We start from the raw sequence: 18,801 nt of genomic DNA on the forward strand, positions 1-18,801 counted from the left end.
GCCTTATTAAGGAAACACATCGCTATGAAGATTGAAAAAAATACCATCGTATCTCTTCGTTACAAACTTAGCGATGCTCAAAACAATATTATCGAAGAACCCGATACCCCGATGGTTTATCTGCACGGGGGATACGCAGGAACCTTCCCAAAAATTGAGAGTGTATTGGATGGCAAGGATATTGGCTTTGAGACCACGGTTCAACTTGAACCTCATGATGCCTTTGGAGAATACGATCCCAATCTTCTCAAAATAGAACCGCGTGAGCGCTTTCCCGAGCCGCTAGAGATCGGTATGCAGTTTGAGGGCGTACCTGAAGAACAAAGTCCTGAAGAGATCGAGGCTGCCGATGTGGAGGAGATCGACGATGATGAGGATGATCAAGAATCAGATACGTTGATCTATACCGTGACCGACCTGGCTGATCAACAAGTCGTACTCGATGGTAATCATCCACTTGCTGGAATGGCGCTGCGGTTCTGGTTGCAGGTTGAGGATGTTCGTCAGGCTACGGAAGATGAGATTGCCAATCAGCATCCACAAAGTGAAGACGGCTTTGGGATGGATCTAGCCGATGATGATCTAGATGATCTCGATTTATCAGCAACGGGGCAGCGCGACCAAGGTCCACGAACCCTGCATTAATGGGTACACCCCCAAAGAAGCGCTTTATTCTTTTAGAAGATTTTTGATGGCATCGAGCTCACGCTGAGTTTCCTCATGCGCTTGCGTGTCGCTAGCTTTTCCACCCAACTTCGCCAGAGCCTCTTCAAGGGCTTTGATCTTATGTTCTTGCTCGATGGTAGCGTCGATCAAACTTTTCAATGCCAACGAAACAGGGTCATCTGCATTCGGTGTAATGCCATAGGCTGAGAAACTCGCTTTACTGGCATCGCTTGCATGTTTGGGTAGATCGGGATGCAGGATGCGGGCTGGCACACCGACTGCCGTTGCGCCCGCAGGAATCTCTTTGAGGACCACTGCATTGGATCCAATTCGAGCACCATCACCCACAGTAAATCCACCCAAGACCTTGGCGCCCGCACTCACAACCACGCCTTTGCCAAGTGTGGGATGGCGTTTGACCCCTTTGTAGAGCGAGGTACCTCCCAAGGTCACCCCTTGATAAATCGTGGTGTCATCACCAATCTCTGCGGTCTCGCCAATGACAATGCCAAGGCCATGATCTAAAAATACCCGACGCCCGATCTGTGCGCCCGGATGAATCTCAATATTGGTCAAAAAACGCGCGAGCGACGCCAGAAAGCGGGCAGGCCATTTAAGACCGAGATTCCATAGGGCATGATTGAGACGATGCAGCCAAATCGCATGTAAACCTGGATAGCAGGTAATTACCTCCAACCGGTGTCGGGCAGCAGGATCGCGCGCAATAATAGCGTCTACATCTTCCAATAGAGAACTCAACATAGAGATAGTGTAATCCGTGCGCCTTATTTTCTCAGGAGCATCTGTTTGGCAATGCCACGCAAGAGATCAATCTCCTCTTTGCGTAAGCGAGTTCTAGCAAACAGCGCTTGCAGACGCGGCATGAGTTTCTTGGGATTTTTGGGGTCCAAATAACCAATCGCCTCTAAGCCTGCTTGCCAATGGTCGAGCATGGCAGCAACTGCTGCTGGATCTGCAAGTTCTGAGAGCTCCTCATTTACCACCGATGGCGATGGATCTTTCAGAAGGGCTTGGCGTAAGCCAAACGCACAGACCATGATGGCCTGGGCCAGGTTTAATGAGGGATAGGCGGGATTGGCCGGTAAAAAGACCCGATGCGTGCAATAGGCAAGATCTTCGTTCTCGAGCCCAGTCCGCTCAGGACCAAATACCAATGCAACTGAGCGTTTCGATTGCAATGCATCGGTGAGCAAATGCAGACCATCTGCCCAAGATAGTGGGGGCGGACCAAACTCTCGATCGCGACTGGTTAGGCCCAGTACCACAGCACACCCTTGAATACTGGAAGAGAGCATATCGTGAGTATTCGACTGAGCCAATACATCACTAGCACCACTGGCTAATGCCATCGCATCGGGGTGGGTATGCATCGCCAGTTCGCGGGGCCGCACCAGATGAAGCGCATCAAACCCCATGGTTTTAAGGGCGCGCGCTGCTGAACCAATATTACCCGCATGACTGGTTTCCACCATGATCCAGCGGACCTGGTCGCTGTATTGAGTAAAGGGAGTCTGAGCCATGAATGAATTCGTTTAGAATATTGCTATTGCGCTAGAGACCTTGTCGACTAGTTTGTTCTTATTTAATTTGTCCACTCATTATGCACCCCATGTTAAACGTGGCTGTGAAAGCCGCTCGCCGTGCCGCAACGATTATTAATCGTGCATCACTCAATTTAGAGCGTTTGCAAATCGATCGCAAGCAACATAATGATTATGTAACCGAAGTGGACAAAGCTGCCGAAGAGGCGATTATCGAGACCCTAAGCGAAGCCTATCCGGGCCATGGTTTTTTGGCAGAGGAAACGGGCGAGGCCACGAATGGCTCCGATCACATTTGGATCATTGACCCATTGGATGGGACCACCAACTTTATTCATGGATTTCCACAATACGCGGTATCGATTGCTCTGTCGGTCAACGGTGTTGTAACTCAAGGCGTGGTCTATGACCCCAATCGTGATGAGCTGTTCACTGCCACCAAGGGTGGTGGAGCCTACGTGGATCGCCGTCGCCTTCGAGTGGCCGAGCAAACCAAATTAGAGAATGCATTGCTGGGTACGGGATTTCCGTATCGACACGATCAAGATGTGGATCTCTACCTGAAAATCTTTGCTGACATGACTCGCCAATGCGCGGGTCTGCGACGTCCTGGTGCAGCCTCCCTAGATCTTGTCTATGTAGCAGCGGGCCGCTATGACGGATTCTTTGAGAGTGAACTCAAGCCATGGGATATGGCAGCAGGGGCTTTGATTGTGACCGAGGCGGGTGGCCTCGTGGGAAACTACCGCGGCGAAGAAGGCTTTATGGACAGCGGTGAGATTATGGCTGCGAACCCAAGGATCTTTGCCCAAATGGCAAATATTCTTAGCAAGTACTCCAGAACGGCTACGTAGACTTCACCAAATCAATGTAGCGCACGCCATTGAGGTCAATGCGCAAGGCACTTGCTTTTGGTAACACGGTCTCAGGATGATCTAGATCCCAGTCGGAGAGTACATAGCGTTGCCATTCTTTATTACCCATACTTTCATGGTGCCGTGCTGGTAAATGGGTATGCCCATGAATCAAGCGTTCGGAGCCGAAGGCTCCCATCAGGTTGGCGCACGCCACCAAAGTGACATCGCTCTTGTAGCGAGCGACATCCGGGGTATAACGCGCTGCTTGCTCATACTTTGCGGTGCTGTTACTTCGCAAGGTTCGAGCAATCCCACGTCGCCACTCCAGAGGGAGTCGCAAAAATAATTTTTGGAGCCAGGGCTTACGAACCCATCTACGAAACACCTGATAACTCAGATCATTGGTGCACAGCGCATCACCATGACTAATAACCCATTCATCTCCAGCAATCATGACCCTCGATGGATCAGGCAGCAAATGCATCCCAGATTTCTTGAGAAAGTCTGGGCCGATTAAAAAGTCACGGTTGCCATGGATGTAATAGGTTTTGGTCTTGCTGGATAAAGCAAAGAGCGCGCGCAAGACCTCTTGCTGAAATGGTGAACGCGCGCCAGCATCATCGCCCACCCAGTATTCAAAGAGATCACCCAAAATAAATACCGACTCGACATCGTTCGTTTCTTTTTCAATAAAGTCAAAGAAACGCTGCGCCGTTAAGGGCATCGACGGCGTAAGATGAAGATCGGAGATCAGCAGGGCGCTGGCGTGCTCTTGCATGCTTAAATCAAGGGATTAATCAGCAATGACCGAGGCTTTCTCAATCACCACATCTTCAGTCGGAACATCCTGGTGGTACCCAGCATTGCCAGTCTTAACTTTCTTGATCTTATCAACCACATCCATGCCGTTGGTCACTTTGCCAAACACGGCATAGCCCCAACCCTGTGGAGTGGGAGCGGTGTGATTGAGAAAATCATTGTCATTGACGTTAATAAAAAACTGGGCGGTGGCTGAATGGGGATCGCTAGTACGTGCCATCGCAATCGTGCCCCGATCATTCTTTAAGCCATTATTCGCCTCGTTCTCAATTTGATCCAGGGTTGACTTCTGCTTCATGCCCGCGGTCATGCCGCCACCTTGAATCATGAAGTTATCAATCACCCGATGAAAAATCGTGCCATCGTAATGACCACTCTTTACGTAGGCCAAAAAGTTAGCAACGGATTTTGGTGCTTTGGCAGCATCAAGCTCGAGGGTGATATCACCGTGATTAGTTTTTAGAAGAACGCTTGGCATAAATAACTCTCTTATGGTTTAGAAATCGGGGGATTGGGTCGGTTACTGGGTTTGGGCGGCGGTGGGTTCAAGATCTCTTTAATGGCCCGAGCGCGCTGCCCATACTCACGTTGACTGGGTTGCAGTTTACTCGCACTGGAGTAATAGCGATCGGCTAGGCGCAAGTACACATCCGCTAGATTGCCCTGGGCTAAGGCATAGTCAGGCCTTAATTTGAGGGCGAGCTCTAAATAATCGCGGGCCTCAATCCATTGCCCTTGATTGGCTGCTAATGCGGCTAGATTGTTATAAGGTTCAGGTAACTCCGGAAATTGCTGAGTAATCTCGATCCAGGTTGCGCGGGCTGCATTGACATCACGTAATTCCACTTGCAGGCGCGCCTTGATAAATCGTAGTTGTACATTGCGTGGCGTTTTGACTAAAGCGGCATCAATCGCTTTGATCGCCTCTGGATATTTGCGTTCCTTGATCAATTTCTCAATATGCGTAGGAATCGCATTTTTCATGACCGGATCGGGCTCGATAATCAAAAAAGAGAGAAACGGCACCGCAATGGACTCCGAGAGTTGGTTATTGCCGGTTTCTGGATTGGGGTTGGTGCTCATGCGTGGTGGGTCTGTTGGACCATAGCCACCAAGATAGGGCGCAGGCGCATTACCCGAAGTAGTGGGTGGCGGGGCGGTGCTGCAGCCAATTACAAGAGCGCAAAATGACACCCCCAAAAATCGTGAGATCCAAGCAATGGAACTGTGGTTTGGGTGCTGGGCTGTCATGGCAAGAAGATCACTCAGAAGGCGCGTCATTCGATATACTCATCAGTCTAACAAATTCGTGTGCCGTTCACTAAACACCATTTAAGCCCCGTCATCCCCAACTGCTAATCATGCTGTCGATTTACAACACCCTATCGAGAACCAAAGAGGTCTTTAAGCCGATTGAGCCCGGTAAGGTAAAGATGTATGTATGCGGCATGACCGTGTATGACTTTTGCCATTTAGGCCATGCACGGGTGATGATTGTGTTTGATATGGTGGTGCGTTGGTTGCGGGCTAGCGGCTATGAAGTGAACTACGTTCGTAACATCACCGATATTGATGACAAGATCATTACGCGAGCGCTTGAGAACCAAGAGCCGATTGCGGCACTCACTCAGCGTTTTATTGATGCAATGCATGCGGATGCTAAAACCCTAAATCTCCTATCACCCGATCATGAGCCCCGGGCTACTCACTACATTACTCAGATGCAAGGATTGATTGGTCGCCTTATTGAGCGTGAGATGGCTTATCAAGGTGATGATGGTGATGTGAACTATGCCGTTCGCCAGTTTCCCAGCTATGGCAAGTTATCTGGCAAATCGATTGATGAACTCCAGGCCGGTGAACGGGTTGCCATTGGCGGTGGTAAGCGCGACCCCCTGGATTTTGTGCTCTGGAAATCCGCCAAGCTTGAAGAGCCTGCTGATACCCGCTGGGCTTCTCCATGGGGCGAGGGACGCCCAGGTTGGCATATTGAGTGCTCGGCGATGTCCTGCGAGTTACTCGGTCAGCATTTTGATATTCATGGTGGTGGGGCCGATTTGCAGTTTCCTCATCATGAGAACGAGATCGCGCAAAGTGAAGGCGCGATCTATGGATCGGGCAGTATTGATCAACCCTTTGTGCGTTACTGGATGCACAACGGCCATATCCGTGTGAACCACGAGAAGATGTCAAAATCCTTGGGTAATTTTTTCTTGATCAAAGATGTGTTGGCCCAGTTTGATCCCGAGGTAGTGCGCTTCTTTATGCTCAAGGCCCACTATCGCAGCCCCATTAATTACTCGGATCATCAGCTTGAAGAAGCGCGCACTGGATTAACCCGTTTGTATACCGCCCTAAGTGAACAAGCAGCTATTCCAAGCAGCAAGCTTGATCCGATCTGGAGAGACCGCTTTGCGCAAGTAATGAACGATGATTTCAACACCCCTGAGGCCATAGCAGTGTTATTTGAGTTGGTGACTGAGAGTCATAAAACCCAGGATGTCGAGCGCAAGCAAGAACTTCTCAACACACTTCATCACTTAGGAAACACGATCGGACTTTTGTATCAGTCGCCGCAACAGTTCTTGCAAAGCGGTACGCCTAAAGCTGGCTTAAGCCAGAAGCAGATTGAAGAGCGGATTGCGGCCCGCCAAGCGGCCAAGCAGGCGAAGGACTTTGCCAGCGCGGATGCGATTCGCCAGCAGTTGCTGGACGAGGGAGTCATTTTGGAAGATAAGCCTGGTGGTCAAACCATCTGGCGACGAGCCTAATGCCAAAACCACGCACCAAAAAGCCAAGCTATTGGCAAGACGCCTGTGCGGACCTGATGAAGCAAGATCGGATCCTGCGCAAACTGATTCCCAAGTACGGTGATGGAATGCTGGGAAGTCGGGGCGATGCATTCACGACTCTGGCACGCTCGATCGTTGGCCAGCAAATTTCAGTGGCTGCTGCACAATCGGTGTGGAACCGAACTTTGGAGACCTTAAGTCACGAGGTAACACCGAAGCGCGTACTCGATACCAAGCATGATGCCCTACGAGCTTCCGGTTTATCCATGCGCAAGGTGGAGTACATCCGTGACCTAGCCGATCACTTTCATCATGGACGACTGCAAACCGAGCGCTGGCCCAAAATGGACGATGAGGAGCTCATTAAGGAGTTGAGTGCGATTCGGGGGATTGGGCGCTGGACTGCCGAGATGTTTCTGATCTTCAATTTAATGCGTCCCAATGTATTGCCGCTTGACGATATTGGGCTGATTCGGGCGATCTCGATTAATTATTTCAGTGGCGAGCCCGTCACCCGTCATGAGGCCCGCGAGGTGGCAGCCAATTGGGCGCCGTGGCGCACCGTAGCCACTTGGTATATGTGGCGTAGCATTGACCCCATTCCTGTCGAGTACTAATTTTGGGGTAAACCCAAAAAGCACATAAAATTAGGCCATGAAGACCACCTTCCTAGACTTTGAGCAAGCGGTAGCCGAGCTTGAGACCAAAATCGAAGAACTCCGCTATGTGCAAGACGAGTCTTCGGTGGATATCTCAAGCGAGATCAAGACACTTTCAGAAAAAAGCCAACAGCTCACCAAAGAGATCTACGAAAAATTAACGCCTTGGCAGGTCTCTCAAGTCGCCCGTCATCCACAGCGTCCTTACACGCTCGATTACATTCAAGCCTTATTCACCGACTTTCATGAGTTGCATGGCGATCGAGTCTTTGCTGATGATCAATCGATTATTGGTGGCCTTGCACGCTTCAATGGCAAGCCTTGCATGGTGATCGGTCACCAAAAGGGTCGGGACACGAAAGAGCGTGCCATGCGTAATTTTGGAATGAGTCGCCCCGAGGGGTATCGCAAGGCGATGCGTCTCATGCGCTTAGCTGAGAAGTTTGGCTTGCCGGTTTTTACCTTCGTGGATACCCCTGGCGCATTCCCAGGGATTGATGCCGAGGAGCGTAACCAATCTGAAGCGATTGGTCATAATCTCTACACCCAGGCCGAACTCAAAGTGCCCATCATCACCACCATTATTGGTGAGGGTGGTTCGGGCGGCGCGCTCGCCATTGCCATGGGTGATGTGGTGATGATGTTGCAATACTCGACGTATTCCGTCATTTCACCGGAGGGATGTGCTTCGATCTTATGGAAGACTGCTGAGAAGGCCCCTGATGCAGCCGAGCAATTAGCGCTTACTGCACAGCGTTTAAAAGACCTTCAATTGATTGATACGATCGTGCCAGAACCTGTGGGTGCTGCTCATCGAGATTACGAAGCCATGATGGCCAATATGAATAAAGCACTTGCCCGCGCTCTTTCGGAGGTCGAGGACCTGTCCGAAAAGGAACTGCTCGAGCGCCGGCATCAACGGTTTATGAGTTATGGCCAGTTCAAAGAAGTCAAAGCCAAAGACCCAAGCTAAACGAATTGGTGTGGCCTTCAGTGGGGGTCTCGATTCAGTCGTATTGCTCGATGCTGTTAGTAAGGCCTATCCCAACGATGTGGTGTACGCGCTCCATGTGCATCATGGACTCCAAGCTCAGGCAGATGAGTGGTTGCTGTTCTGCGAGCGTCTAGCCAAATACTATAAGATTGCCTTTGATTTCCGATTACTGCATTTGCCAATCACTGCGAACATTGAAGCCCATGCTCGCCATGCGCGCTATGAGGCATTACTGCAGCTTTGTGATCAACATCAACTCGATCATTTATTGTTTGCTCACCATCAGCACGATCAAGCCGAGACCGTGCTCTTGCAACTCTTGCGCGGTGCAGGACCCGCAGGCCTTGCAGGAATGCCCGCCCACAAAGAGCTGCAAAGCCCTAATGGCAGAACGGTGCAATTATGGCGACCATTACTAGAGCAAGACCGCACCCAATTACAAACCTATGCTAAGCAACACAAATTGTCTTGGGTGGAGGATCCCAGTAATCAAAACACGCGCTATCGCCGCAATGCGATCCGTAAAAAAATTCTGCCAGAGTTAGAACAGATTCAGGGTGGGGCAATTGCCAATCTAGCGCGTAGTGCGCAATGGCTTGCCCAGTCGCAAGTCCTCATGGACCAACTGGCGCAGCACGATGCGCATACCTGGATCGATCGCAATCAACTCAGCATTGCGCGATTGATGACGCTCCATCGCCAAGACCCTGCGCGTGCGACCAATGTGATGCGCTATTGGCTCAAGCGTAATCAACTATCGATGCCCTCAACGGAGCGCTTGCAATCCTGGTGGCGTGATCTACAGTCCTTGCGCACCGGTGCTAAGTTGGAGTGGTTGCATGATCGGCATTCGATCCGAGCATGGCGCAATACCTTGCGGATTGAATCTGCGCAAAGATCCAAGCATGGCCAATGGATTTTTGTACCAATCCCCGAACGCTCCACTCAAGCGGGCCTATCATGGGAATACTGTCAACAAGCCAAATTGATTGAGAGTAGACCTCGCGCTGGAGGCGAGCGCTTAAAGATCAAGCCCAATACCCCCAGCAAAAGCCTGAAAAACTTGTATCAAGAAGCGGGGGTTCCCCCTTGGCAGCGCCAAATCCCGCTCTTATTTATCGATGGCACCCTCATTGCGGCCGAGGGCTTAGGGGTCAGCATTACCCACTTAACGACCAAGGGCCCGCGCGTTTGGCCCGAGTGGTCCTATTTGGATTAAGAAAAACAAAACCCTGTAAAATCATCGATTTTGCAATTCAGTTAAACGGATATGTCTTTAATAGTTCATAAGTACGGCGGCACTTCGATGGGATCCATCGAACGCATCCAAAATGTGGCCAAACGGGTTGCGAAATGGATGCGGGCTGGTCACCAAGTGGTGGTAGTGCCATCAGCCATGTCAGGTGAGACCAATCGTCTTTTGGGGCTCGCAAAAGAACTAAGCACTTCCCCAAACCCTAGAGAACTCGATCAAATTGCCGCAACCGGTGAGCAGGTCAGCTCCGGTCTGCTTGCGATCGCTCTCCAAGAGCAAGGAATTGATGCGATTAGTTACTCAGGTTGGCAGGTCACGGTGCATACCGATTCGGCCTACACCAAGGCTCGCATCATGGGCATTGATGATGCCAAGATCAAAAAAGATTTAGATGCTGGCAGGGCCGTGGTCATTACCGGATTTCAAGGGGTTGATCCTCAAGGTAACGTGACCACACTAGGTCGTGGCGGTTCAGACACCTCAGCAGTTGCTGTTGCCGCTGCTCTAAAAGCTGATGAGTGCTTAATCTATACCGATGTGGATGGTGTATATACCACTGACCCTCGTGTTTGTGAGGACGCGCGTCGCCTCGATCAGATTACCTTTGAAGAGATGCTGGAAATGGCAAGCCTTGGCTCCAAGGTCTTGCAAATACGCTCAGTGGAGTTTGCTGGTAAGTACAAAGTGAAGACCCGTGTGTTGTCATCGCTGACTGATCCACTAATTCCCCTTGATCAAGAAATGAAGTCGGGTACTTTAATTACCTTTGAAGAGGACACCACCATGGAAGCCGCCGTTATCTCAGGAATCGCATTTGCACGCGATGAGGCCAAGATCACTGTGATTGATGTACCAGATCGCCCTGGTATCGCCTATCAAATCTTGGGCCCCATTGCTGAAGCCAATATTGATGTGGACATGATTATTCAGAACCAATCGGTTGAGGGTAAGACCGATTTCACTTTTACAGTGCCGCGTGCTGATTATCAAAAAGCCCTCGATCTGCTAAAAAAGAGTGTGCAAGCGCATATTGGCGCCAAAGACATTATTGGCGATCCCAAGGTGTCGAAAGTATCCGTGGTGGGCGTTGGAATGCGTTCCCACGTTGGTGTAGCCAGTAAGATGTTCAGAACCTTATCGGAGGAGGGCATCAATATTTTGATGATCTCAACCAGTGAGATTAAGATCTCAGTCGTGATTGATGAGAAATACATGGAACTCGCAGTCAGAGCTCTCCATAAAGCCTTTGAATTGGATCAGAAGTAAACTAGTGGTATTGAAGTAATACGGAGACGTGGCCGAGCTGGTCGAAGGCACTCCCCTGCTAAGGGAGCATCTGTGCTAAAACACGGATCGGAGGTTCGAATCCTCTCGTCTCCGCCAATCACTGGAAGGAAGAATTCAATGCAACTTCCTCTTATTTGTCGGCTCGCTTTAGCCTCAATTCTTTTTTGCTCGACAAGTCTTGTTCAGGCCGCCACTAAGGACTGTGTATTTGTTTTGATGCATGGCAAGTGGGGCGGCCCGCAATCTCCCTATCTTAAGGAATTAGCCAAGCAAGTAAGTACAGTATGCGAGGTCGAGCTCCGCGAAATGCCATGGTCTCGAAACCGTAACTACGATGAAACCTACGAGAGTGCCCTCAATCAATTAGCAGGAAGTGTTAAAGGGTATCGAACAAAAGGTTATCGGCTAGTTTTTATTGGCGGACAGAGTTTTGGTGCGAATGCTGCCATGGCATATCAAGCCTATATTGGTGATGCCGATGCCATTATTGCTTTAGCGCCAGGACATTCCCCAAGTCTGATGTATGAGCGTGGCATGACCGGATCCGACTTGGAGCGTGCTCAAAAGGCTATTGCCGATGGAAAACCAGATACCCTAATTTCATTTACGGATCTGAATCAAGGTCGACAGAGAGATTTTAAAATTCGGGCTGATGTATTTTGGAGTTACTTTAGTCCTAATGGACTTGGTAACATGACCTTAACCGCTTCGCAATTCAAGAAAAGCACACCTTTTATGTGGGTGATCGGACGCCTAGATCCTCTCTATTCATCAGGGCCTGCTTATGCATTTGATCGTGTGCCACCAAACCCCAATAATGCCTATGTAGTGGTTGGCGCCGATCACGCTACAACCCCAGAGGAGGCTGCTCCGCAAGTATTGAATTGGGTTCAAAAAGTAAGCGCTACGAAGCTGTGAAGCAATCTTTTAAAGGCAATAAAAGCTATTTACCCAGTAAGCCTTGTGCGGTATGCGGCCGCACCATGACCTGGCGTAAGTCATGGGCGAAGAATTGGGAAAGCGTGTTGTACTGCTCTGAAGCTTGTCGCAAAAAGGGCAAGTAGTTAATTTGTCAGGCGCTTACAGACTGCGTCGGTAAACTCCTTAGTCGTTGCCTTACCCTTGAGATCCCCTGTGCGGATTTGATCAATATTCAGTGTATCGATGATGGCAGTACGCAAACGCGTTGCTAAATCCTGCTTGCCCACATGATCGAGCATCATGGCCGAGGCCAACAGAATGGAGATTGGATTAGCAATCCCTTTGCCAGCGATATCAGGGGCTGAGCCGTGCACGGCTTCAAAGATTGCAGTGTTGCTTCCAATATTCCCACCGGGCGCCATTCCAAGACCACCCACTAAGCCTGCAATTTGATCGGATAAAATGTCACCAAAGAGATTGGTACATAGCAACATGTCAAAACGCCAGGGGTTCATGACCAGCTGCATGGCGCATGCATCCACAATCATGTCGTCCATCTCAACTCGACCTTCATACTCTTTAGATACATCTCGTGCGGCATCCAGAAAGATACCAGTAAGGAGCTTCAGAATATTGGCTTTATGTACGACGGTAATCTTCTTACGACCATTCTTGAGGGCATACTCAAAGGCAAAGCGCGCAATCCGTTTACTACCTTCATAGGTGTTCATGCCGGTTGATACTGCTACGGCTTTGGGATTGTCACCAACTGGTATTAAGTATTCATGGGCTACATAAAAGCCGCCCAAGTTCTCCCGAATTAGAACGATATCGATGTCTTCATAGCGACCGGGGACCATTGTCTTAGCAGGGCGTACATTGGCATACAACTCAAACTCCTCGCGCAAACGCACATTGGAGGAACGAAAGCCGCCACCAACTGGCGTAGTCAGGGGACCCTTTAAGGCCAGATGATTCTTACAAATACTCTCGAGGGTTTGGGCAGGCAAAGGATCACCTAGCGCCTCAACGCCCGCAACCCCAGCTTGCTGAACATCCCAGGCAAACGGGCTGCCTAGAGTTTCAAAGATCTGGATGGTGGACTCGACGATCTCGGGGCCGATTCCATCTCCGGGGATGAGGGTGGCGGTCAAGGGTTTGGATGAGCTCATGGCGGATGCTTGGATTATGATCAGAATTCTCCATTTTAGATCCTTTGAGTGACACCAAAACAAAATGACCAAGCCCATACCGACTTCTGTCCAAGAGCAGCTCTTTACTGAGGCAAGAACCGTGCACGCCTTTGAATCACACCCCATCAGTGACGAACAAATTGGCCAGTTGTATGAGTTGATGAAATGGGGGCCGACCGCGTTTAATGCGCAGCCCGGACGCTATGTCTTTTTGCGAAGTGAAGCGGCAAAAGAGCGCTTATTGCCAGCGTTAAGCCCGGGAAACGTTGCTCAAGTGAAAAGTGCATCGGCAACTGTCATCATTGCCTACGACACACAATTTTATGAACACTTACCAAGCCTATATCCGGCCATGGACGCTAAATCCTTCTTTGAGGGAAAGCCAGCGGTAACCGAAGTAGCTGCTCTGCGTAATAGCTCCTTGCAAGGCGCTTACTTGCTATTCGCTGCGCGTAGCTTAGGTTGGGATTGTGGGCCGATGTCGGGATTTGATCCGGCTAAAGTCAATCAAGCATTTTTTCCGGATGGGCGCTATCACGCTAATTTCTTAATGAACATTGGTGTCGCCAATCCGAGCGGAATTTACCCACGAGGGCCTCGTTTAGCCTTTGGGGACGTTGCCCAAATCCTCTAAACTGAGAACTATTTAACAAAAGGAAGAACCATGGGCTATTTCCCAACCGATACACTGCGCCGCGTGATGATGGCGATCTTTGTGGTCCTCGCGATCATTGAGCTAAGCCGGGGATCATGGTTCTTTATTGTGGATGTCCTCTTTGCATTGTCACTTTCACCAAAAATCTTGGCTACTGTGATCGGTATCTTTAAACGCAAAGAATAAGTTCAGGATTGCGGGGGTATCGAGTAGGTTGCAGTCGCATGGGCAATTGGTTCAGGATCGGATCCTGAGTAAATGAAGACCTCCCCAACCACCAGGCTCTTACCCAATTTTAGAAGTCGAGACTGAGCACGAATTTCAGGGCTGGGTTGGGGTCGCCTTAAGAAATTGATATTCAAGCTAGTAGTGACAGTGAGTGGCACGATACCAATCTCACCCAGAATCGCCACATAAAGTGCAACATCGGCAAGCGCCATCATGGTGGGTCCTGAAACCGTTCCTCCTGGGCGAAGCTCACCGTGACCTACCGGATGAGTAACTAACGCCGCACGGTTACCCACTTCCAGAATCTGACACTTAGTTTGTGGAAAATCCTTCTTAAAGAAGGCAGCAATTTCATCTCGGGTAGCTGGCATACAAATGAATCCTAATTAATTTAATCAATCATTTTAGGTGAGCCCAAAGAGTGGTTTAATACGGGGATGCGCCTCTCTATTTCCCTCTCCAGTTTTCTGATATCAGCCGCCACCGCTAATCTAGCGCTTGCGCAAGTATCACCGCTACAGCCCAACGAGCTAAAAGCTATTAACGAGCAACCTTTAGTGCCCCCACAAGGTGTCATGGGCAAACCTAAGCCATTACCACCAGAGACTCCTCCGCAAGGCATCATTATTGGCCCCGATTATCAAAGCGACACTCGCGGCGAAGCGGAGGCGAAGTCTTTGGAAGATAATTCAGTGCAGCCCATGAACCCACGCGAGGGATTAATCACCATCCCATTTAATTAATCTGCGTTGCCAATGTTGTTTAGAACGCTTTGCAGTATTTTGCTTTGGGCATCTTGTTCCTTGGCATGGGCTTCTTCTAATCCTTACGACCTCAATCTTCAGGTCTACCCCAAAGGAGATCGGTTTCAGATCATTGCCAATTACAAAGTTGCCTTGACCCCATGCCAAGCCTTGCTATACCTCAAGGACTACGAGGGTGCGAAGTCGATACCAGGAATTAAAGAATCCAAGATTGTGAAGCGCAGTGGAAACCAAGTCATCGTAGAGCGCGTGGTGGAGGACCGTATCCTCTTAATCCCAATTGAGTTACGCTCCACGGTTCAGTACAAAGAGCTCTCAGATCAAATCATCGACTTTGAACAAATTAGTGGTGACGCCAAGTTATATCAAGGAACGTGGCGCATCGAGCCCGAAGGCAATGCAACCCGTTTCCAGTTTCGAGCCAATGTCGAGTTAGATTCCATCGTACCAAATTTCATTATTGAGTACTTTATTAAGAACCAAATGAGTAAGCGTTTTGAGATGATGGCAGCGAGCGCCAATCAGCGCGCCTCAACCCTGAAACTGAATTGCCCTTAGCAAAAAGCCCGACGGGTATGCCGCCGGGCCGTACCACTCTTCTGAGTGGTTATCGTCGCTACGGGAGTTTGCTGTCCCGTATTGAGAAGGGCACAAGAATGTACCCATTAAAGCTGGTATTGCTACCAGGCGGGTCACACAATGACTGCGACACCACGATTTCATCTTAGGATTGATGCGATATGCTGTCAAGCAAAGCAATCATGAAATTTATTTATCAATAATTGATTTAAGCAAATCGCCATAAGCCAATGTTTTTGCTCCTTTATTGCAACGAAGCAAATGATGAGGAGCGCGATTAATATCCCCAACTAAGCAGGGTAACTTTGAACCCAAACATCGTGCGTACTCAAGACCCGTTGCATCTGCAAAATCTTTCGATCCTTAGTCATTAATTGACTAGGGCGGTAGTGATATGCCAAATCAATAAAGGGTTGATCATCTGGATCATCGCAGCGATACGAGCAGCGCGGTGGCGTGGGTTTATGAATCGCCATCTGAGTCCAGGCACTCAGCATAGTTGATTGATCATTTGAGTTTTGAGCAAATTGTGGACGGGCGATGACGTCGGTGAGCTCAAGGAGCATCTCGGAGCTGTAAATAAGCTCAAACTGTCCCCGAGCAATGCCATCACGAATCCAATCGGCACGTGGATCTTGAAACACCAACAGATCAAGCACGATATTGGTGTCAAGAACCAGGGTCTTTATTGCCATCCGTTCAGCCAACGGGTTATATCCCTCAGTTCGGTCCAGATCAGAAGATAACGTCGCTTTGTAAGAACTGCCTCGAGCTCAACATAGTTTTTCGGAATCGTTTGGTCGCTCGGCAATTGCGGATCATGGACCCTGCTCACCAGAAAATGCTTCTCTCGATGTTGAGGGATGACCGCCGTCCACTTCGTGAGTAATAATTTTTTATTCGAGAGAGGGCGCTTTTGCGACTTGTCGGGTGGGGCCATGATTATTCCTTATACTCGATTCTAATCATTCCTATAAAGAGAAAACCATGACCTTATTCATGCTGACCTGGGCAATTACGTCCTTATCCCTATGGGCGGCGACCTATGTATTTGATGGTTTGCAATTTAATGATTCTGGAGCATTAATTATTTCTGCTCTTGTCTTGGGCCTTGCTAACGCCATCGTCCGTCCTTTATTGATCCTATTTACCTTACCGCTTACTATCCTAAGTCTTGGATTCTTCTTACTGGTGATTAATGCCTTGGTACTGATGCTGGTTGCTCAGGTGGTCAACGGTTTTATCCTCTCCGGATTTTGGACCGCCTTCTTTGCCAGCATCTTTATTGCCATTCTGAACGCCATCATCGGTTCCTTATTTAGCATCAATCGCATCAAAATTGAGCGCATCCGCTAAGCATCCTGCCTTCGTAGTTGAGGTGCCCTATACCACCTCGCCAAAGATGAGCCGGTATGCAGGCCCATTAATGGATGCTCATCCGGACCCTCGTTATTTAGAAGCTAAGAACCATGAGCTTGCTCTTCTTGGGTCTGAGTTATGTGCCCAGCAGGACGCCGAGCAAACGCGGGAACTGATTTCTAAAGCGGCATCAGATCTCAATTTGCCAGAAGCCAGAACTATTCGGAAGATTGAGGATTTGGCGCTATGCATCAATGAGGACGTTGCGCTGTTGGAGGACGATATCCTCACGGCCATTTGCTTTTGCTTTCCCAGTAGTTGGATACCCGCTAAACGTCTTGGCATGCCACTTGCACAAATTCATCATCCGGTTGCCGATGGGGAACGGTTGGTGCAGGCTAGCCCCAAAATAGCCCATGTCATGAGCGATCCTCAGCAAGGATCCTTTCGGCGTTTTGTCTGGACGATTAGCAATAGTCCCGAACTCAGTCAACATCCATCACGAAAGTCAAATGCAACACCACAAAGGATCGATGATCTGTATTACCGCTTAGAAACTCAAACCACCATGCCAATCAATACCTCTCAGGGAAGAGCCAGTCTATTTCTTGTGAAGGTTGAGGTTTGCCCATTGATGGTGTTTTGGCAAAACCCAGAACAACGCGCTCAAATCTGTGCGAGTATTCAATCGATGAGTGAAGCGGTATTGGAGTACAAAAATTTACACTCGATTAAAGCCTTACTACTTCAGAATGGGTGATTGAATAGGGTTATGAAATGGAAAGTTTTGGACCGATTATTCTGATTGAGGTCATCCTCGTATTTGGAGGGGTGCTACTCTTTGCATGTTGGCAATTGCGCGATCTCAAGAAAGAACGCGAGAAGGATCAAAAAAAGAGGGAAGAGGATAAATCCTAAGCATATTGCACTGCATCGATAGACATCATCTCAAATACTTGCTAAAACTTAGAATTACACTAAGATGAACTGACTGTGCCAAAACCAGCCACAAAATACTTCCCTGAAGAGAGCTACACCGAACTCGATATGGTCAGTCTGTCCTACGTCAGTGATGTAACCGAAGAGTTTGGCATTTTGGCATTGATGCAGCTAGTAGATAAGGCATCACGTCGCAATAAGAGCTTAAACATTACTGGTGTTTTATCCTTTGATAACGGTCGCTTTGGTCAAATATTGGAGGGTAAGCACAAGGATGTGGAATTGCTTTGGGAGGCTATCCAGCGTGATCCACGTCACTCGAATGTAGTATCGCTCGGCATGAAGCGCATCAATTCTAGGCGCTTTGCAAACTGGTCCATGCGTCTGTGTGGCCGAGAAGAAATTACTTCTGCTAATCCCGACATCAAGCTCTAATTATTTTTGTAACTCGCATTGCATGATGGGATATCCATCTTGCAAGCTTGCCTGCACATACTGATCGGTCTTTGATACATACACCTTCACCCCTTTGCCGTCGCCAATATTGTTGACATTGGTAAAGAGTGCGGTCTTACTGTCAATCCGTTTTAAGCTTGCAATCGTGGTCGGTTCACCGATGCTAAATTTAGAGCCCGTCCAGCGGTCGGGTCGAATGAAGTCGCCCTTAACCAGTTTGCCGCGGTAGGTCTTCATATAAATACAATCTTTTTGATTGAGGATCAAATCGACTGGATCATCTTTACGGTCAAACCAGCTTGCTTGTAATAAGGAACTTGATAGAAGTAGCATCACGCACAATAAAGGGTTGATCAAGCGCTTCTTCATGATGCGAGAATTAGATCAATTGAGAACCTTATAGCCACGACCCACTAGGCATTTCTTGACGATGGCCTCTTGGGATTCATTTCCCTTATAAGCGCCACCCGCACCGCCGATCACCGCACCGGCTCCTGCAGCCTGAACAATCTCCGTGCGATTACCGCCGGTAACCAGTCCTAGCAAACCCCCCACGACAGCACCCGCGCCTGCACCCTTCGCAGCGGTACCACCCATACCACTTGCTTCCTTGGCATAGTTTTGACATTCGGCAAGATCTTTTTCATAGCGCGCTTCGTTGACACCTTTCATGTCCACTATTGGGCGCACATCAGCGCCAGCACAGGCAGCCACCACCACTGCTGTTAGGGGAATGAGATAGATCTTGCTTGCCTGATGAAGTTTCAAGTAATTCCCTCCTAAATCATTAAATCAAAGGTCATCGTGATCGTCAAG

Annotated in this window: 28 protein-coding genes and 1 tRNA gene; 18 read left to right on the forward strand and 11 right to left on the reverse strand. The window is 49.2% G+C overall.

All coding sequences use genetic code 11. The annotated features are described in order from the left end of the window. Window positions 1-24 precede the first annotated feature (24 nt). A complete protein-coding gene (locus QUE64_RS04075; RefSeq protein ID WP_286226022.1) occupies window positions 25-645 on the forward strand; it encodes an FKBP-type peptidyl-prolyl cis-trans isomerase in 621 nt (206 codons plus the stop codon). 24 nt (window positions 646-669) lie between these two features. On the opposite strand, the gene cysE is transcribed toward QUE64_RS04075, so the two are convergent. Together cysE and QUE64_RS04085 are read right to left on the reverse strand one after the other, a co-directional pair. Next, window positions 670-1,428, reverse strand: a complete 759-nt coding sequence (cysE, locus tag QUE64_RS04080) for a serine O-acetyltransferase (protein ID WP_286224547.1) — start codon at window positions 1,426-1,428, stop codon at window positions 670-672. Between the two features lie 23 nt (window positions 1,429-1,451). Then, window positions 1,452-2,207: an RNA methyltransferase gene (locus tag QUE64_RS04085; RefSeq protein WP_286226023.1), complete on the reverse strand. Its 756-nt coding sequence runs from the start codon at window positions 2,205-2,207 to the stop codon at window positions 1,452-1,454. An 80-nt stretch (window positions 2,208-2,287) separates the two neighbouring features. On the opposite strand from QUE64_RS04085, the gene QUE64_RS04090 reads away from it, so the two are divergent. Continuing rightward, window positions 2,288-3,082 (forward strand): inositol monophosphatase family protein, encoded by a 795-nt coding sequence (locus tag QUE64_RS04090; RefSeq protein WP_286226024.1) that lies wholly within the window; start codon window positions 2,288-2,290, stop codon window positions 3,080-3,082. On the opposite strand, the gene QUE64_RS04095 is transcribed toward QUE64_RS04090, so the two are convergent. The 3 genes from QUE64_RS04095 to QUE64_RS04105 are packed head-to-tail and all read right to left on the reverse strand — an operon-like array spanning window position 3,075 to window position 5,185. Further along, window positions 3,075-3,863, reverse strand: a complete 789-nt coding sequence (locus QUE64_RS04095; RefSeq protein WP_286226025.1) for a UDP-2,3-diacylglucosamine diphosphatase — start codon at window positions 3,861-3,863, stop codon at window positions 3,075-3,077. The genes QUE64_RS04090 and QUE64_RS04095 overlap by 8 nt on opposite strands. 15 nt (window positions 3,864-3,878) lie before the next feature. Continuing rightward, window positions 3,879-4,382, reverse strand: a complete 504-nt coding sequence (locus QUE64_RS04100; protein ID WP_286224552.1) for a peptidylprolyl isomerase — start codon at window positions 4,380-4,382, stop codon at window positions 3,879-3,881. A gap of 11 nt (window positions 4,383-4,393) precedes the next feature. Continuing rightward, window positions 4,394-5,185, reverse strand: coding sequence for a tetratricopeptide repeat protein (locus tag QUE64_RS04105; RefSeq protein WP_286226026.1), 792 nt, complete (start codon window positions 5,183-5,185; stop codon window positions 4,394-4,396). Window positions 5,186-5,265: 80 nt separating this feature from the next. Between QUE64_RS04105 and cysS the strand changes: the two genes are divergently transcribed. The 8 genes from cysS to QUE64_RS04145 all read left to right on the forward strand — a co-directional run bounded on the left by cysS (window position 5,266) and on the right by QUE64_RS04145 (window position 11,955). Next, window positions 5,266-6,675 (forward strand): cysteine--tRNA ligase, encoded by a 1,410-nt coding sequence (cysS, locus tag QUE64_RS04110; protein WP_286226027.1) that lies wholly within the window; start codon window positions 5,266-5,268, stop codon window positions 6,673-6,675. Next, on the forward strand, window positions 6,675-7,313 hold the full coding sequence (locus QUE64_RS04115) for a DNA-3-methyladenine glycosylase family protein (RefSeq protein WP_286226028.1): 639 nt from the start codon (window positions 6,675-6,677) through the stop codon (window positions 7,311-7,313). Before cysS ends, QUE64_RS04115 begins: the two co-directional genes overlap by 1 nt. A 37-nt stretch (window positions 7,314-7,350) precedes the next feature. Then, window positions 7,351-8,328, forward strand: a complete 978-nt coding sequence (locus QUE64_RS04120; protein ID WP_286226029.1) for an acetyl-CoA carboxylase carboxyltransferase subunit alpha — start codon at window positions 7,351-7,353, stop codon at window positions 8,326-8,328. After that, on the forward strand, window positions 8,288-9,568 hold the full coding sequence (gene tilS / locus QUE64_RS04125) for a tRNA lysidine(34) synthetase TilS (RefSeq protein ID WP_286226030.1): 1,281 nt from the start codon (window positions 8,288-8,290) through the stop codon (window positions 9,566-9,568). The genes QUE64_RS04120 and tilS overlap by 41 nt, the downstream gene beginning before the upstream one ends. A gap of 51 nt (window positions 9,569-9,619) precedes the next feature. Next, on the forward strand, window positions 9,620-10,870 hold the full coding sequence (locus QUE64_RS04130) for an aspartate kinase (protein WP_286224557.1): 1,251 nt from the start codon (window positions 9,620-9,622) through the stop codon (window positions 10,868-10,870). Between the two features lie 22 nt (window positions 10,871-10,892). Beyond that, window positions 10,893-10,987 (forward strand) — tRNA-Ser (locus tag QUE64_RS04135). 21 nt (window positions 10,988-11,008) lie between these two features. After that, window positions 11,009-11,809, forward strand: coding sequence for an alpha/beta hydrolase (locus QUE64_RS04140; protein WP_286226031.1), 801 nt, complete (start codon window positions 11,009-11,011; stop codon window positions 11,807-11,809). Next, complete coding sequence (locus tag QUE64_RS04145) at window positions 11,806-11,955, forward strand: DUF2256 domain-containing protein (RefSeq protein ID WP_286224577.1); 150 nt, start codon at window positions 11,806-11,808, stop codon at window positions 11,953-11,955. Before QUE64_RS04140 ends, QUE64_RS04145 begins: the two co-directional genes overlap by 4 nt. Here the strand turns inward: QUE64_RS04145 and QUE64_RS04150 are convergent, their stop codons facing one another. Continuing rightward, window positions 11,956-12,984, reverse strand: a complete 1,029-nt coding sequence (locus QUE64_RS04150; protein ID WP_286226032.1) for an isocitrate/isopropylmalate dehydrogenase family protein — start codon at window positions 12,982-12,984, stop codon at window positions 11,956-11,958. Window positions 12,985-13,048: 64 nt separating this feature from the next. On the opposite strand from QUE64_RS04150, the gene QUE64_RS04155 reads away from it, so the two are divergent. Together QUE64_RS04155 and QUE64_RS04160 are read left to right on the forward strand one after the other, a co-directional pair. Then, a complete protein-coding gene (locus tag QUE64_RS04155; RefSeq protein WP_286224579.1) occupies window positions 13,049-13,639 on the forward strand; it encodes a malonic semialdehyde reductase in 591 nt (196 codons plus the stop codon). A 30-nt stretch (window positions 13,640-13,669) separates the two neighbouring features. Next, on the forward strand, window positions 13,670-13,846 hold the full coding sequence (locus QUE64_RS04160; protein WP_286226033.1) for a hypothetical protein: 177 nt from the start codon (window positions 13,670-13,672) through the stop codon (window positions 13,844-13,846). 2 nt (window positions 13,847-13,848) lie between these two features. On the opposite strand, the gene QUE64_RS04165 is transcribed toward QUE64_RS04160, so the two are convergent. Further along, window positions 13,849-14,259 (reverse strand): PaaI family thioesterase, encoded by a 411-nt coding sequence (locus QUE64_RS04165; protein ID WP_286226034.1) that lies wholly within the window; start codon window positions 14,257-14,259, stop codon window positions 13,849-13,851. A 66-nt stretch (window positions 14,260-14,325) separates the two neighbouring features. On the opposite strand from QUE64_RS04165, the gene QUE64_RS04170 reads away from it, so the two are divergent. Beyond that, window positions 14,326-14,631: a hypothetical protein gene (locus QUE64_RS04170; RefSeq protein WP_286226035.1), complete on the forward strand. Its 306-nt coding sequence runs from the start codon at window positions 14,326-14,328 to the stop codon at window positions 14,629-14,631. A 12-nt stretch (window positions 14,632-14,643) separates the two neighbouring features. Next, a complete protein-coding gene (locus tag QUE64_RS04175; RefSeq protein WP_286226160.1) occupies window positions 14,644-15,210 on the forward strand; it encodes an SRPBCC family protein in 567 nt (188 codons plus the stop codon). 311 nt (window positions 15,211-15,521) lie between these two features. Here QUE64_RS04175 and QUE64_RS04180 read toward each other — a convergent pair whose 3' ends face one another. Both QUE64_RS04180 and QUE64_RS04185 read right to left on the reverse strand, forming a co-directional pair. Beyond that, window positions 15,522-15,926 carry a PIN domain-containing protein gene (locus QUE64_RS04180; RefSeq protein ID WP_286226036.1) on the reverse strand — a complete coding sequence of 135 codons (405 nt, stop codon included), beginning with the start codon at window positions 15,924-15,926 and terminating at the stop codon, window positions 15,522-15,524. Beyond that, window positions 15,917-16,171 carry a TIGR02450 family Trp-rich protein gene (locus QUE64_RS04185; protein ID WP_286226037.1) on the reverse strand — a complete coding sequence of 85 codons (255 nt, stop codon included), beginning with the start codon at window positions 16,169-16,171 and terminating at the stop codon, window positions 15,917-15,919. The genes QUE64_RS04180 and QUE64_RS04185 overlap by 10 nt, the downstream gene beginning before the upstream one ends. A 47-nt stretch (window positions 16,172-16,218) precedes the next feature. Between QUE64_RS04185 and QUE64_RS04190 the strand changes: the two genes are divergently transcribed. From QUE64_RS04190 to QUE64_RS04205, 4 genes are all read left to right on the forward strand, one after another. Beyond that, the gene (locus tag QUE64_RS04190; RefSeq protein WP_286226038.1) at window positions 16,219-16,587 is read left to right on the forward strand and encodes a phage holin family protein; all 369 of its coding nucleotides are present in this window, start codon (window positions 16,219-16,221) and stop codon (window positions 16,585-16,587) included. Beyond that, the gene (locus QUE64_RS04195) at window positions 16,571-17,350 is read left to right on the forward strand and encodes a heme-dependent oxidative N-demethylase subunit alpha family protein (protein WP_286226039.1); all 780 of its coding nucleotides are present in this window, start codon (window positions 16,571-16,573) and stop codon (window positions 17,348-17,350) included. Before QUE64_RS04190 ends, QUE64_RS04195 begins: the two co-directional genes overlap by 17 nt. A gap of 17 nt (window positions 17,351-17,367) precedes the next feature. Then, window positions 17,368-17,508 carry a hypothetical protein gene (locus QUE64_RS04200; RefSeq protein ID WP_286226040.1) on the forward strand — a complete coding sequence of 47 codons (141 nt, stop codon included), beginning with the start codon at window positions 17,368-17,370 and terminating at the stop codon, window positions 17,506-17,508. 75 nt (window positions 17,509-17,583) lie between these two features. After that, complete coding sequence (locus QUE64_RS04205; protein ID WP_286226041.1) at window positions 17,584-17,964, forward strand: BLUF domain-containing protein; 381 nt, start codon at window positions 17,584-17,586, stop codon at window positions 17,962-17,964. Here QUE64_RS04205 and QUE64_RS04210 read toward each other — a convergent pair whose 3' ends face one another. Continuing rightward, the gene (locus QUE64_RS04210; protein WP_286224589.1) at window positions 17,965-18,354 is read right to left on the reverse strand and encodes a hypothetical protein; all 390 of its coding nucleotides are present in this window, start codon (window positions 18,352-18,354) and stop codon (window positions 17,965-17,967) included. Window positions 18,355-18,369: 15 nt separating this feature from the next. Then, window positions 18,370-18,753 (reverse strand): glycine zipper family protein, encoded by a 384-nt coding sequence (locus tag QUE64_RS04215; protein WP_286226042.1) that lies wholly within the window; start codon window positions 18,751-18,753, stop codon window positions 18,370-18,372. Between the last annotated feature and the right edge of the window lie 48 nt (window positions 18,754-18,801).

The sequence above is a fragment of the Polynucleobacter sp. HIN7 genome (assembly GCF_030297595.1).
Lineage (GTDB): Bacteria > Pseudomonadota > Gammaproteobacteria > Burkholderiales > Burkholderiaceae > Polynucleobacter.